The sequence below is a fragment of the Nonlabens ulvanivorans genome (assembly GCF_032922765.1).
Taxonomy (GTDB): Bacteria; Bacteroidota; Bacteroidia; order Flavobacteriales; family Flavobacteriaceae; genus Nonlabens; species Nonlabens ulvanivorans.
Window position 1 is genome coordinate 1,787,267 of record NZ_CP136694.1, and the last position, 16,729, is coordinate 1,803,995.

Sequence of the window (16,729 nt, forward strand, 5' to 3'; positions counted from 1 at the left end):
GATTATTTAATTATTACTCTACCTACCTTAACCACACCTTCTTCGGTGGTAAGTTTTACAAAATAAACACCTGAGACGTTAAGTGAATAAGAGAGCTTATAAAAGCTGCTACCTTCAATGAATCTACTTGAAAGTATTTGTCCTGAAAGAGAAAAAACTTCAACCGTCCCTTTTACTTCAGTTAAATTTGAAATCTCAAAGCTGAAGTTACTATTTGCAGCTGCAGGATTTGGATAGATTTTAATATCTAAATCTGCTATAAGTGAAGATGTGTCCTCAACCGAGTTTATTGATGATCTTGCGTAAACAGGTTCAGAGTCGTCTGGACATAGATCATTGTTTTCTAATACAAAAGATTGTTCTTTAGTACATCCAGTAACTGGATCGGTAGCTGTAACAGTAAACACATAATTATCATCGTAAATATCAATTCCATCACATAACCCAAAACCAATTGTAATAATCGGATTTGTACTAAATATTGTTGTAGAATAAGACCAAGTATAAGAAGTGTTTGGTACTAAATTGCCCGTCTGGGCTTCAACTTGAAAGTCATCTATATTTATTCCAAAAAGCGGAACGATTTGTCCATTATACGTATTTTGATAATTAACATAACCTCCTTGACTACCTAGTGCATAGGCTTCTAGTTGAGGATATACATCTAAATGAAGAGCTTGGTAAATTTCTACCGTATCCACATAATTACTTCCAAGTTGGTCAGTAACTGTAACCGTATAGGTACCATTTTGAGGATCTAAAATAGATTCTGTAGAATTGCTGATATAGGATGTAGTAATTCCGTTGTATCCCACTTCTATCAGATAAGGAGCAGTACCTCCTGCTGCAGTAATATCTATCGTTCTACCGAATGCTTCACAAACATTTTGAACTATAATAGTTGCATTAACGGATTCTTTGCTTACAGTAATCGTATCAAAAACTGTACAAATATTCTCCCCATCTGTTACTTCAACGGTATAGGTTCCAATTTCGTCTACGGTTAATATTCCTGAAGTTTCAGTAAGTAGTATTCCATCCTTATACCATTTATAGGTGGCATCGGGATCGGTAATATTTATACTTGCGCCTAAATCAAAACTTGTATTGGAATTATTTAGCACTAAATCAGGCCCTAAATCTAACGGAAGATTAGGCATCGATATAGTTATCTGCTGTGTTTGAGTAATCCCATTCGCATCAATAACGGTGACTGTGTAAGTTACTCCATCTGCTCCAGTAAAAATGAAATCATCATTTACGGTATGTTCTTCGTAATAGCCGTCATCACCTTCAATCGCAATAGTGTATTCTCTTCGTCCTCCAGTTATATCAATTGTAACATCAACTTCAGGTTCACAACCTTGATAGGATAACTGTACAATGAGTTCAGGACCTACGCCGAAAGTAAATTGATCAAAAACACTATCATCCGTATCAAAATTGACATTGCTGAAATAAGCGTGTTCCATAGTAGCATCTACAGTTCCTGAATAATATTTCACATGACCACTTTGAAAATCAGACACCTCTGCATTGTCTTCTAATTCATCATGTATCATCCAAACCTTGAAATCAGGATTGTTTTCTAAAACCGATATAATGTCTGGTGGTAAATAAAACTTAAAATCGATATCATAATTGGGAGTTGAAAAACCAGTCCTTTGCGCCAGCCAAACCTTAAACAACTTTCTAACACCATTATCATTTTCATCATCTAAACCTAATGATCCGTTATTATCACCAAACAGTAAAAACTGTTGATCCAAGATTAATATTTCTGCTTGCTTTTCTGTATTTGTCTCCTTTATTTCACCAACAGCAGCTATTAAATGATTTTTAAGGTGAGTACTTTCACTTTGTAATTGATTTAATGTTGAAATATCGTCCCTTCCTAGTCCAAAGGTTCTATTTGGAAACTTTGTATTATTCTCTTTCTTCCATATTTCCCTATTACTGGAGCTCAAATAATCCTTACTTGAATGCAGATTCAATCCGTATTTGACTCCTAAATATGATTCAATTCGCAGTTGCTCATTTGATGTTAATTCTTTAGAATAATAAATAAACTCAGGAATTTTTCCTGAAAAGCTGTTATCCGAAATACTAATATTAGGATCAAATGAACTTTGTTTACCTACAAAAAACTGAGTTTCCCCTTGTTTACCATAACTTTTAAACACCTTATCCTTATCGTATTCATTGTTATAATATCTCTGTATGAAAGCATTTTTATCATTAGCATGGCTCGCTTTCTGTACCACATTCCAAGAAGTAAGACTATTAAAATCAAAAAAGTTTCTTTGAATGGAATCCGTAGAAGTTGTTTGAGCATTACTTGGATGCCAAAGAGTGGAAAAATGTGAGTAGTTTGTTTCTAGAGCGTTTGGTTCGTTCACCATAAAGAACGTCGAGGATTGTTTATTTTCAAGATTTGCTGTCCAGTTTAAACAAAAGTCTTCACTATAAGCACTAGGATTAAAATTAAAAAGTTGATGAGTAATCTCTCCACAGTCCTTTATATTAATATCATCCTCTGAATTATTAATAAAATCACTATTTACAATATTATCCTCGTTAGCGATATACCAGACATGACTGTGTGTTACACCTCCAGGTGCTTTTTGAGCAATTAAATTTATTGAAAAGCAAAGAGTAACAAGTATGGATAGTTTTTTAAAAATCAGATTCAAATGCATTATACCTTGGTTAATTAGTTTTGACAAATAATTCATTATTTTTTTGAATTTTCAATAATTCAAAATCTATGATTAATTTTCAGATAGACATAACTATCTAAAAAACTAAAAATGTATTGGAAAATAATTAAGGGAAAAATAAAGCCCATACATTTACTAGCTCAACAAAAGCTATTGAATTATAGACTACTAATTAAAAGGGGAATTCAAACATAAATCAAATGAGTGAAACTAAATAACTCCGAGGGATTTCTTAACATATAGTTAACAATGGAATTCTGTAACAATATAAAAATGAATGCAATAAATATCAGTACAGGCTATATGCTAAATTTTTGTATGTTATGATACTTAAGGCTAGGTTACTAGGAAGCCATCAAATCAACTTATATCAATTCCGTTGAAATCAAATGTTCCATAGTATTTGAACATAATCTCAAACAAGTATTTCATCCTTTAAAAGATATGCGTATTTATAAAGTAATCTGAATAATTTATGTTTTAAGCTTCAAGTTACCTCTCATAACCTATCTCAGGCAACTTAATCCCCAACTTCCAAAAACGAACATATCCTTCTTCTGCCACCTTTTTTTCCAACTCAACTTTCAAATCACTTTCGGCTTGATTAGAATAAATAATCAAACAATCAATTAAAGAATCTTTTGAAATTTCTAGTTCATCATAAACCTTAGTCATTCTAGCATAACCTAACACCTGTCTAAAGTCTGAAACGTCAATTTTATTAGTCTTGTACCGAGGTTTATACTTAGCATCAATAACTCCAGTAAATTCATTGGATTTAATTAAAAAGTCAGGTCTTAATCCATCAATAACTGGTTCATATAACAGCTTCTCTATTCCATTGGCTTTTTCAAGCTGTCGGTACACATACAGCTCAAAAATCTTTGACATATCAATCCAAAACGGTGGTGTAGCAACTTTTTCACTCGTGGCATTTTCCAACTTGAAACCATAGCGTTTCAAAATCAACTTGGCTAGTTTTAAAGCGGCTGCATATTCTTTGAAAAACGGATTGACCTTAAAGTTATTCACTTGATTTTCATTGACCGTTTCACTGACTTTAGTGAACGCAGGACGGCAAAAGGCGACTGTCTTTTTAAGTGATTTGAATGTTTTATGGGTATGTAAATTAGCCGACACAAATAGCAATGCTTTTTTAAGCAATCTATTCTCAAAATGATCCAATCCATATTCTTCAAAAGAACAGACTGAGCGATCCATACGACCGTGCACATGATTGTTTCTTATCGTTGCTCCTACTAGAATCTTCCCTTTTACCTTGGCAGTCATATTGTGTTCTACGCGGTAATAAGACTTTCTCAATCCTTTATGTACGATGCTCTTTAATAGATTTAAAAATTGAGCAAATAGCAATGGCGACAAGTAATCTTGTTCTTGATCTATTGGTATTAAAGGTTGATTGAATTTTATCTCAAACAAACCTTTAGTCTCACTTGGTTTTAAGTTACCAGAAAGCGCTTGTTCTAATACCGCGTAATAATCAATTTTACGCTCTTCATCATCTAGCTTTGGTTGTACATGAATCACTTTTCCCGAATCGCCTATATGGTCTATGCCTATATAATATGAGGTTTCTGCTCTATAACCTTGTTCCTTTTCCTGAAGGCTAAAACATAAGTTCTTACCACCTAAAAAAGAATGTTCATAATCTCCTACGACATCTAATACATGACTCGCATTATGCTTCTCAAGTAAGGGATTATGTTTATCACCATAATTATATTGTTCTGGTAGTCTAAGCATTAATTATAGACTATCTAATTCATCACGTAAACTATCGCTATTCTTTAAAACTCCATCCTTTATGTATTCTTCAAGAATAGGTTTGATTTCATACTTTACACGTTGAGAAATATCTTCACCTTCTTTATGAATAAAATAGCTATGACCTATACACACATCTTTGGGGTCAAATTCCTCAGATAAATGATCTGATCGTTTCCAGTCTGTTTCTGGTTTTACAAATAATGCTTTTACTTTATCAAATTCCGCTTTCGCGAAAGCGTAACCACTTTCCAACCGACCACTTAAATCTTGAGGCAATACCGACTCAAAAGCAAAACGCCTGCGTATCGCATAATCAATATGACCTACACTGCGGTCTGCGGTATTCATGGTACCTATGATGAATAGATTTTCTGGTAATATGATTTCTCTTCCTTTACCTTTTATCTCATAAATGCTCTCTACTGGTTCACCACGATATTCTAAAGCATAAATTAATTCTCCTAGAACAGATGACAAATTTGCACGATTTATCTCGTCGATGATGAGAACATAATTCTTCACATCTACTTTATGTTGTGGTTTCTTCTTTTCGTTCTCTACTAGATTTTCATCCCAATATTTCTGAAAGTCATTTAATACTCTTACGTAATAGCTAGAGTGCCAATTAGCTTGACTTGAAAGTGATTTATTTTTCTTAATGTCCTGTCTAGAGGTATTATTATCTATGAAAGCCTTTTTGATATCTAAGAATTTCATCCTAAGACCATGCTCATTCCATCCATTTTCACCTTTGTATCTAAATGCATCTTCATCTACATTGATTAAAGAAACTTTGTCTGTTAGTTGGTAATTACCTTGAGATTCTATTTTTTCAGCTATTTCTCCGATGAACTCATCAAAAGCCTCGTCTAGGAAAAGTTCTTGATAAGATGTTTCTAAATCTTCATTACTTTGTAGATAGTTCCTATTCGCCTTTGCAGCAATTTCTCCTAAAACTCGATTTTTGGTTTCATAAATAACTTTACCGTCTATATTCTCCACAGAAATACCTCTTACAAAATCTTCATAGCTATATGATGCATGAAATTGAACGATCTCAAATTGATCTGAACTGGACAAAGCAACTTTCTGCTCATCATCTGTTGGCGCTTGCTTATCAAAAATAAGTTGGTATGCTATTTCTTTAGCAAGACGTGTCTTACCAGTTCCTGGCGGACCTTGTAGGATGATTTGGTTTTTACTTTTTAAAATGTTTATCAAATCTTTCATTTCTAACTTCCTTTTGGTTTTGACATACCAATTCTTAATGAATTGATATGTAGGTGTACTTTTAGTTACAGCTCTATTCAATGTGCCTTGAGGTTGTGGAAAAGATTCATCTCCATCATAAAAATCTAATACCTTGACACGGCGGTAGTAAATATTATAAAACTCTTTAGTTAGTTCTGAATCCTTAAAACATTCAGAAATCACTTCACATAAAGCGATAGGTTTTCCACCATGTTTGACACAAACTATAGAACCCTTCGCAAGATTTTTTTTAAAGTAGCGACATTGATAATCATCCCATTCTCCAGTTCCTATAATAGGAGAATGTAAATTTAGCATTGACATAGGATCTACATAAGTCCTTCCATCTCTACCATGAGGTTTACTCATTTGTATGTGCCAATAATTCATAGCGTTAATTGCTTTTATTTTTAATTATAATATCAATCAATTTTCATTTTTAATTCTTCTAGTATATCTCTTTTCAGTCTACTTTACAGTGCCTTTATGTTTCTTGCATCTTATTTCTAGGAAACACAATGGTCTTTACTAATTAATTAACTCTACCTATGACATACTCTTGGAAGAACCATCTGCAAGGAAAAATTGTATTTTTTGGATCTGTTTATACTTTAATTTAATCATTCTGATTTAAAACCACCTTCTTGATACCAATTGGAATTAAATAGTGCTTGATAAGTGGCAGTCTGCCAAGAATTTAAATTGACATTCCTCATACTTAACCAACTACCTTCTAGAAAATTTCTTACTAATAATGCACCGCCAGTCTCAAACATCTCATTTATCCTATAATTATAATTAGTTAATTCTACTGCACTATGTGATCCGTATAATTTTTCTAACTCGAAAAGTTTAAAATGATTACGTATTCTTTCATACTTGATTTCATCCCAATTATCTGGTTTAACCGTGTAAAATCTTAATGAAGCAGGTTTTAATTCAATAACTTCTGCTTTTAACCATAACTCATCATCTACATCATCGAAATAGGGATGAATAGGTTCTCTTTCAGGGGAATTGACTACTAAATCTAATTTTATTTTATTACAAGCACTACAAGCTGGAAATATATTAATTGGTACTACGGAATATATTGGATAGTTTCCTTTTGGTAGATGGTGTTCTAAAGTATCTGTTGTTCTTTGAGCGCACAAAGGACATATGTTATTTGGAGCAGATGCCCTCCATTTATCATAGATATAACGTCCAGGAGATGTAGACCCAACCATCCTATCTGTATATACTTTTTTCATTTCTTCCGAAGAAACATTCCCATTAATTGAATTATGAGTTGCTATGGTATGAAGTTCAATTCTTGGAGCTTTAGTTGTATAATCAGTTACAGCAGTTATAAGGTTTGGTTTACAATGTTCTAGCCTAGCTTTTAAATCATTATTTTGAACCTTACTTATACATATATCAAATACATCTATAGCGTCCTCAACTGGTAGATTAAGTTTTCTCATAGACTAGTAGTTTCTTGTGTTCAATAATGCGCGAATAATAGATTGCGCTTCCAAACCCAATTCTCCATTAAATTTTTTGTGAACCTCGTTGTAAGTATAATTACCCTTTACAACTTCCGATATTAACTTATGAAAACCTGAATCTGTTACTTCAAATCCAAAAACTTCTCTTGTTAATGTACCTAAATTTTCTCCATAAGATTCAATAGATAATCTTTCAGCTTTAGAATAAGTTCCAACTCTACTAAATTTCCAAACACAACTTTTAGGTACCTCTTGTAAAACTACTGGTGAATGAGTAGCTATTATGGCAACCGCATTTCTTTGTCTAAGTAAGTTTGATAGTGCTTTCATAAACGCTGATAATAAAGGTGGATGCAAATGTGTTTCTGGCTCATCTAATAAAACTAAACTTCTTTCTTCAACTGTATCAACAAGCCTTACTAATGTCAACAACACTATTTTATGACCAGAACTTAAGGTTCTAAACAAATCTCCTATTTCCTTGTTTACATTAATTTCTATTTCTGAAAAATTGTAATCCTCAATTACTTTAATAAAATCAAATTGACTAAATACAGGGTCAGAAGACAAAATTAAAAGTGCCGATTTTAATCGTTTCCATTTTGCGCCTTTTAAAATAGACTCTAAACCTTTAACAAATTCATTTTTTAAAATAGTTGTGCTTTTTGGAGCTGAATTTTTATCAGACTTTACTCGTTTTAATCCTATATATGAATAATTAATACTATTTGACTTATCATTTCTTTCTTCAGGAGGATCCCTGTCGTCGAAAGCACTAAACGAGACAGAAACTAAATTTGCGAAAATTTCATCTGATTCTGTTTGAGAAGTAAAGTATCCGTATTTTGAACTAGATTTAGAATTGTTAAGTAACGAATCTATCATATTGTTAAAATGATAAGTTTTTCCAACACCATTACTACCGATTAAAACGTGTATATTAGTTGTAGGTAAATTATTAGGTATGACATGAAAGGTAATAGGAGGTCTAGGTGCAATACTAGATTTAGTACTTGGGAAATTATATTGAAATTTATATTCAGAGAGAACAGCATCTCCATTCGCTAAACTTCTAAAATCAACGATAATGTTATCAACCGAAACAGTTCTTAAAAGTGAAATTGCAGTAACACTTTCATTAATAACTTCATCGTAAATCTCTTCATTAAAGGCGATATCGTTTAGTGCATCTAATAAAAAACATCTAACTGATTCATCATAATTACTTAGATTTTCGTAATAAACTTTTTCTTCACCTAACGAAAAGTAATCATTATCTAATTTTTCAAAACTATCTGGAACAGATGTAGAACCAGATTTCATTCCTTTCATTGCTATTTTGACTGAACCAATATTATCAAATTCCTTATTTTCATTATAATAGTATAATTCAAATAATGTTTTATAACCCCAATCATCCCAACTATCCTTCGTCAAATAAAACTCGTTAACATTATAACTATCCTGATTTATATGTAAATTAATTTTCATGATTTCTAAGTTTATTTAAACTAATATTTACGTACATCTTTTCTAACCTCTAAGCACTTTACCTTTAATGCTCGCAATAATCTTGATTTTGCCCTACTTCTCATCAATTATATAACTCGTTCTCGACTTCAAATCATTCTCGACTGCTGAATCGTTCTCGACTGCGCTCGAACTGACACCTTAGACTTTGATTTAGACTTTGATTTCCCTTTTGTTTTTCCTTTTGTTTTTACTTTTGTTTTTACTTTTGTTTTTGTCACATCGAGCGCAGACGAGATGTCCTTCAACAACTCACTCGCACTACCATCACTATCCAGCTGCTCGACAAGTTCACCTTTAAAGGCTTTATGTAAAATGGCTTGTGGTAAACTGTCTATTTGTGATTTTAACTGCTCATAACGTTGCTCAATAGCCGTAGCTTTTTCAAACAGGCTAGCCAATTTAGAAATTGCATTATTTTGTTCTTCCTTGCTTACATTAGGAAACGGTAAAGAATTAATAATTTTCTGATTTAAATTAATCATTGTTGATCCAACAGAGTTAGTTTCCAAATAATTAATCACAAAATCACTTCTCAAATAAAGGTCAAGGAAAGCTGCACTAATATTTTTATTTTCTCTTAAAATTATAGAGCCAGTACCACATATCATTTTTCCGTAAGATGACTTGTATAATGCACATCTCCCCATTTCTCCACGTCTTCCCAAAATAACATCACCTTCTTTTAGCTCCCATCTTTTCAACTCTTGGAATTTAGTGTTAGAGATTGAAACATTACTTTTTGGTATTATTTCCCCATCTTTAATATGACTTGGGTTAATCACATAAATACCAGAATCAATATATTCTGACTTATGGAGAGCACTTCCAAAAGGACCTGTTTTTATTTCTATCTCAAAGTCTTTGATAGTTTTAAAACTTTGTTTTTTGGTAGTTTTAAATGTCACCGCTTGAGTCAACACTTGCTGCCTGAAATCTTTTAAGAGTTGTGGAATACGCTCCATCGCTTGCTGTATCGCAGCGTGTTGCGCCATTAAATCATCTACTTTTGCCACAATACGGTCTTGCTCTGCTCGTGGTGGTAGTGGGATTTGTAAATCCTTTAGTAATTGAATTGTGATTTGTGGTTGTGCTGTTCCAGTTATTACATCAGACTTATCAACCGCTTTCATAATGTAAAAGAGATATTTTTGATTTAGGACATCCACTTTTACTTCATCTAACACAATCGAATTACTAGTTATAAACGATTCTGGATTTGTAATATGAATTGCACCACTGGCAGCACCTCGACAAGAGATAATCACTCGTGGTTCTTTATAATGATAATCAGAATAGGCTCCTATAATCCCATTTGCACCATAAACATCGTAACCTGTTTCAGTCAAGTTTTTTACTGGTAAACCTTTTCCATATTTGAGATTAAATATTGAATCTAGGTCAGTCTCCACCCAACCTTTTGGCAATTGCTTTTCCATTAGCCTAATTCTTTTATCATCGCTTTCAGTTGTTTTTGAATGGCATTGAGTTCGTTAAGGGCTTCGATGGCAATTTCTACAGGTTCGCCTAGGTCTTCGGCTTTGCTCACGCTGTCGTCTGCGATCAGGCCTAGATCTAGGCTGTCGTTTTTGCTGGCGATTACTTCTCGAGTTATATAATTCCAGCGTTCGTCTTTGCTTGCATTGCCATCTTCTTTAGAAAGCACTTCGACAGGCTCAGTGTGACACACTTGTGGACGGTTTGAAATGGAACCGTCATAGTTTTTTTCTAGGTCTGCTATGGTTTTGCCGCCTGTGTAGGCTGTTACAAAATCTGCGAAAGCGGTTTGTGTAAACGGTGTGCGTTTTCCATAATTAGGGACATTGGTTCTCATGTCATAGAACCATATTCCTTTGGTATTATTTTTCTCGGTTTTACCTCTGGTAAAAAAGAGCACATTGGTCTTTACACCTGCGGCATAAAAGATTCCTGTGGGTAATCTTAAAATGGTATGTAAATCACATTTATCCATAAGGTCACGACGTATCTTCTGTCCGTCACCATCTTCAAAGAGTACATTATCGGGCAATACGACCGCTGCGCGTGCCTTCCCGTTTTTCTTTAAACTTCTATAAATGTGTTGTAAAAAGTTGAGTTGTTTGTTACTGGTAGGGAAGGTAAAGTCATCTCTGGTAGGTTTCTCGCCGCCTTTTTTAGTACCAAATGGTGGATTTGCCAGCACGCCATCAAAACCGTTTAGGTTTTTACCCATCTCCGTAAGTGTATCGCCTAGTATGATCTCGCTTTCCATACCGTGCAATCGGGCATTCATTAATGCCAGTCTGTGCGCATCGCCTACTAGTTCTACACCACTAAAAGCTTGTTCTTTCTGAAACTTGCGCTCTTTATCACTTAAAGCATAATAGTTCTCATACTTGCTACGCAAATACTCGTCTGCCGAGATCATAAAACCAAAAGTCCCAGCCGCAGGATCATTCCATCGCTCGCCCAGCTGTGGCGCGAGCAATTGCGTCATAATATTAATCAACGGTCTTGGCGTAAAATACTGTCCAGCACCACTCTTTTTCTCGCCCGCATTTTTCTCTAGCAGGCTCTCATAAATATCGCCCATCACATCGCGATCGTTCTCTTCATACCAGTCCAGTTTTTCTATGGACTGCACCAGCGTGTTAAAGTTGACCGGTTTGCGTAAACTCGTACTCGCATTATTATAAATCTCTTTAATACTAGGACTGGTCGTCTCATTAGAAATAGTCACTAGAAATTTCTTGTAACGCTCAAACGCCTCATTATTATCATGCTCTTCTACAAAACCACGCCAGCGGTATTCCTCAGGAATATGCTCTTCAAAATCCTTAACCTCAGTCAGTTTTAAGAACAATATGTAGGTCAACTCATTAAGATACTGGTGATACGTCACACCATCATCTCTCAAGACATTACATAGGTTCCATAATTTATTTGCAATTTCATCTGCACTCATATCTTTCCTTTGTCATGCTGAACTTGATTCAGCATCTTGATTGTTTTATCTATTGTTGTGTTCTCGCTTTCTTTTTGTCTCGCTTTCGCGAAAGCGTAATTAAATCAAAGTAGTGGTTCACAATATTGTTTGTTCACTACACGATCTCTCAGTTTCTGTTTATCATTAAAGTTTCTAGTAATGTTGCGTACAATATCGCTATAATTATCACTTCCATCTTCTTTCTGATGATAATAAGGTTTAATAGAAACGCAGTTATCATGTTCAAATAAGGTATTGAGTAAGGTCCTGTCAGAATTACCACAAGAATGCCCCATAATTACCACCTGATATTGATCACTATTCACAAATTCCAGCAATCTTTTATAACTATCGCGATCTAAGTATTTGACAGACTTAATATTTTCTAAATAGCGGTTATCATCTAGTTTTTCAATTTCTAAATAATCATCATCTAGCTCATCACCGTAACCGAAAATAATTGGGTTCTTATCTTCTTCACGAATAGAACCGTGGATGTGAATAGGTTTAATTACGATAGGGTGCATCCAATCAGACCTAATAAATTTAGTAGAATCAAAATAAAGTTCTTCTGTCAATGTATAATTAAACGAAAGCCTTAATACTTCATCTGGCATATTTATAAATAGCTTAAGACTTTCATTTTCAACCATTAGTTTCTTTAACTGTTTTACAGAAAAACCGTCGTGCGACCTCTTAAATATTTTCTCATAATATGTGTCAGTTTCATGTCCCGTTTTGAATCTTAAATAAGGCGTTTTTAATTGATCATATTTTAAAGCTACTTTATCATCTTTATAATCCTCAGAGCATTCTCTTAATTCAATATTCTTATACATTTTTGAACCAATAGATCTTGCAATTTTATCAAAATTTAATTCACCCTTTTTGAGGATATCATTGAATGCTAACTGCTCCTTAATTAAATATTGCTGTAGCTTACCTTTTATTTGTTTAAAATCTGTATTAAGTTGATCAATCTGTTTTTTACTAGCATTGGTTTTCTGCTGTTGATCGATCTTATAACATTCTGTCAATCTTTTATAAAATTCTTTTTCAATGTCCACCCAACCTTCTATGTATTGACATTCTATTAATCTTTTAAAAAAGTCATTATTAAAAGATCTAGTTTTAAATAACGTTTCTATCTTACGTTTTGCTGGAAAGTCTTTATCTAATTCTCCTTGCTTGCCTTGGTGTCCTGCAACCTTAAATAAATCATTATCAACCGAAAGTGTATCACTAGCTTTTACCTCTTCAAGAATATCTTCCCATAAAAATTCTATAAAATCATTATAGGACGTTTTCATCCCATGCGCTAGATCAAATCCATTCCCTATTAATACGATTCTATTCAATGGACTATGCCGTATATAAATGATTATTAATAGAGTCAATCACTTGCTCTACCTCTTCTTGAAACTGCTGGTTGATTCTTTTAAATCCACCATCACTTTTAAAAGGTTCTTTGTCTAAATCTTCTTTGGTAAGCACCGTTTCGGCTAGCATTTGGGCTTCAAAACGTGTCAACCATTTTAATTGTAAGGCATTAAAGTTTTTGGTTTCTTTCACTTTCGCGAAAGCGGACTTAATACGATCCTCGTGAGAAACCAACGCTTCTCCCAACGCAGCGGTTCTTATATAACTTACAATATCTGCTGCTATGTCTTCATTTTTAGACTGTCGCCAAGCGGCATTTAAATAACGCTCATTAAATCCATCTTGATCCAGCATCATCTTCAACTCCTTAAGCGATGTACGGTCTAGGGAATTAGGACTAGTCAATATGGTTTTAATAGCCAGCACCTTATTGCGATGTGTTGCGATATAATGATTGAAACTCTCAATATAATCTCCAGGCTTTTGCGCCTCACCAAATTTCTGCTCCATGGCGATGAACTCGTCTTCTTGATCTGCCACCATTTGCATGCCTGGTCTGGTAAACTTTTGATCTAGAAATTTCCATAAACTGCCGTACTCTTTAATGATATTTGCTACCTCGCTGCCTTGTGCATTCTTAAAAATATTCAATAGCTCATCTGCTGTTTTACCTTGAGCATTGTATTGCAGCTCTTCATTGCGATCTACTTTTTCAATCTGGCGTTTCTTTACTTGAAACTTGGCAATGATTTTTTGCATCTGGCGTTGTGCGCGATCGTCATTATCAATATGCTCCATCTCTTGTGCGAGCTGCTGGAACGATATACGTGGATCTGACACAGGACGTATTTGTATAAAATCTTCTAATGCCTCGTACAATCGTACGGCATCATAAATTTTAAATACTTCTTTATTGATCTCGTCACATTTTCTAGTCGCACGACCTACCATTTGTTCATACAAAATACGTGAGCGTACTCGTCTTAAGAAAACAAGATTCGTAATTTTAGGAACGTCTATTCCTGTAGTTAATAAATCTACCGTTACCGCAATAGTTGGAAATTTTTCGTTCTTGAATTGCGTAGTTAACTCCTGCGGATTATAAGATTTACCTGTAATTTTTTCAATAGTTCCTTGCTCTACTCTACATCCTATTGCGTCAAATTCTTCCTTGAATATTTTCACAATCAAATCTGCATGTTCATCTCTAGCTGCAAATATTAATGTCTTTTCTTCACTTTCAGGATCGATGATTTGCACCAGTTGTTTGATAACGGCACGGTTAAAAGGCTCGGTAATCACCAATTTATTAAACTGGTCTATTTCAAATTTCAACTCATCGTCTAGTGCTGCCAGTTCTTCAATCTTACCAGTTTCTGGATTATAGGCTTTAGGTCGTTCTCCTTTTTTCCATACTATTCCTTCTGAATTGAGTTTGGTTTTAATGTTATAAGGTGGCTCGTAATCTATCAAGTGACCATCAAGAACTGCCTGTCTATAGGAATAACTAAAGACTGGTTCTCCAAAAATTTGAGTGGTATGTAATGCTGGTGTTGCTGTTAAACCAATGATATAAGCATTAAAATACTCAATCACTTTTTTATATTGGCTTACATAATCGTCTTGATCTTTAAAACTAAGATCATCTTCATCTATTTCTTTATCTAGGTTATAACCTCTGTGTGCTTCATCAATGATGATACAGTCATAACTGTCTATAGGTAATGGATCTTCATTATAAAACAATCGCTTCACCATACTCTGTACCGTTGCAAAATGCAGTCGAGTCTCACCATCTGGTGTGGTGTCTTTTAATTCTTCTAGTTGATAAACATCTCCAAATGAATTTAGGTTTTCAATTTTATTTTCTTTGTAATTGCCCAGAGCTTGTGTAGCCAGCATAGTTCTATCTGTTAAGAATAGAATGCGTTTAAAACGATCGGACTTTATAAGTCTGTATGACAAACCTATTACTGTTCTGGTTTTACCTGTTCCAGTTGCCATTACTAATAAAGAACGTTGTTCTTCTGGTCTTTCTATAATTTTCTTTTCAACCTTTTTAATGGCGTCTATTTGATAATCGCGAAGTGAAAGTCCAGTTTTATCTGCTAGGTAGTCATAATCGCTTTTCTCTAATCTATCGTTAGATTCATCAATATCACGCTCATATAATTCCACAAGACCTTGAGGTGAAAACCAACCTTTTAAAGCAGCTGCATGGTTATCTTTTTTCCTAATATCTAAGTGCCAAATTCCGCTTTTAGTTTTGAGCTGTTCTAAAAACTCTCTACCGTTTGTACTGAATAGAAAAGGTACTTTATAGGTATTCCATTTGCCCAACAATTCTGTATCTTGAGCATCGGTAATCCGTTCTGCATATATTTTAGACTGTCTTAAATCAGTAGAAATATCACTACGATATCTTTTTGCTTCTACAATTCCGTAAAGTGTTGTGCCTATAAATAAAGCATAATCAGCCCATTTCCCATCACAATACCATTCGGCTATCGCCATATTGCGACCTTTTTCAGGAAGTGTTTTATGCGTTTTATAATTCAGTAAATCTGTATCTACTTCCCAACCTGCTTTTTTAAGCGCTGGATCAATTAAAAGTATTCTTGTGTCGTGCTCGTTAAGATCAATATTACGCGCACTTTTATTAGAGCGTGATTTACGCGTCTCTTGAACTTCTTTTGAGCTATTGAGTTCTTCAATTTTTGCTTTATAATCCTGTAATTGCTGTTCTAAGAAATCTAGTTGGCCTTGCAATTCATGAGCACGTTCATCAACTACTGCTGGCAATTCGTATGCTGCTAGTTCTAGAAAATCATTCTCATAGGTTTCATAAAACCATTTAGACAGTTTGAAGGCTTTCTTAAGAATAAACTTGGCTTGATCAAAAGAACCTGTCCCATCATGACTAGCTTGATTACCAGACTTTCGAATCGTATGAAAGATTCCTTCAATAACTTCAGGCAAGATATTAGAATAAGCCAATCTATTGAGCCTATCTAATTGAGTGCCATTAAAATCTCCCATTTGCTCAAAATCCCAAATTAATTGAGACATCTTTTCAGCCAGCAATCTAGTCTTAGACAACGATGAACTAGGATCTATATGAATGAGCTGTTCAGATAATTCGGCTATCACAAAAAGTTTGGGATAGTCATCTTTAAGAAAATTAAAATAGCTCATCTAGATTTTAATGTTTAATAATAAAAAACCCTAAAACGCACTTATCCAATGATGTAGGAAAATCTGTGTTTTAGGGGAATGTGAATATATGAAATCAAATTGTAATTATTCAAAATTAGAGGCAAATCGGTTGAGTAAAAGTCATCATATAATCTATAAAATTGAACTAGATTGATTATCGATTAAAATTTGACAAACGTAATCTTCTTTGCTTTTAACTTGCACTCGTAATGGTGAAGGAGCGACCAGTAAATGCTCATTTTAAAATCAATAATTTATGTCAGCTTTTAAAGAAGGTTATGAGCCTACACAAGATGATCTAGACAATAGATCTGACCAACTTAACCCTAATAACGATGAGTATAAAGGGAATGATGATTAAATTTTAATCACAATTTATTTAAATTTAT

General features: G+C 33.9%; 9 protein-coding genes. All 9 read right to left on the minus strand.

The genetic code is table 11. The features are described from left to right. Positions 1–2: 2 nt before the first annotated feature. The 9 genes from R1T42_RS07995 to hsdR all read right to left on the minus strand — a co-directional run bounded on the left by R1T42_RS07995 (position 3) and on the right by hsdR (position 16,319). The gene (locus tag R1T42_RS07995) at positions 3–2,699 is read right to left on the minus strand and encodes a T9SS type A sorting domain-containing protein (RefSeq protein ID WP_317289967.1); all 2,697 of its coding nucleotides are present in this window, start codon (positions 2,697–2,699) and stop codon (positions 3–5) included. 513 nt (positions 2,700–3,212) lie between these two features. Beyond that, positions 3,213–4,484, minus strand: coding sequence for a 5-methylcytosine restriction system specificity protein McrC (locus R1T42_RS08000; RefSeq protein WP_317289968.1), 1,272 nt, complete (start codon positions 4,482–4,484; stop codon positions 3,213–3,215). A gap of 3 nt (positions 4,485–4,487) precedes the next feature. Then, entirely contained in the window at positions 4,488–6,149 is a 1,662-nt protein-coding gene (locus tag R1T42_RS08005; protein WP_317289969.1) for an McrB family protein, read from the minus strand. 230 nt (positions 6,150–6,379) lie between these two features. Further along, the gene (locus R1T42_RS08010; protein ID WP_317289970.1) at positions 6,380–7,225 is read right to left on the minus strand and encodes a hypothetical protein; all 846 of its coding nucleotides are present in this window, start codon (positions 7,223–7,225) and stop codon (positions 6,380–6,382) included. A gap of 3 nt (positions 7,226–7,228) precedes the next feature. Then, entirely contained in the window at positions 7,229–8,740 is a 1,512-nt protein-coding gene (locus R1T42_RS08015) for an AAA family ATPase (RefSeq protein WP_317289971.1), read from the minus strand. 128 nt (positions 8,741–8,868) lie between these two features. Next, a complete protein-coding gene (locus R1T42_RS08020; RefSeq protein ID WP_317289972.1) occupies positions 8,869–10,218 on the minus strand; it encodes a restriction endonuclease subunit S in 1,350 nt (449 codons plus the stop codon). Further along, on the minus strand, positions 10,218–11,723 hold the full coding sequence (locus R1T42_RS08025; RefSeq protein ID WP_317289973.1) for a class I SAM-dependent DNA methyltransferase: 1,506 nt from the start codon (positions 11,721–11,723) through the stop codon (positions 10,218–10,220). Before R1T42_RS08025 ends, R1T42_RS08020 begins: the two co-directional genes overlap by 1 nt. A gap of 104 nt (positions 11,724–11,827) precedes the next feature. After that, positions 11,828–13,102 (minus strand): AbiH family protein, encoded by a 1,275-nt coding sequence (locus tag R1T42_RS08030; RefSeq protein ID WP_317289974.1) that lies wholly within the window; start codon positions 13,100–13,102, stop codon positions 11,828–11,830. A gap of 4 nt (positions 13,103–13,106) precedes the next feature. Then, the gene (gene hsdR, locus R1T42_RS08035; protein WP_317289975.1) at positions 13,107–16,319 is read right to left on the minus strand and encodes a type I restriction-modification system endonuclease; all 3,213 of its coding nucleotides are present in this window, start codon (positions 16,317–16,319) and stop codon (positions 13,107–13,109) included. Between the last annotated feature and the right edge of the window lie 410 nt (positions 16,320–16,729).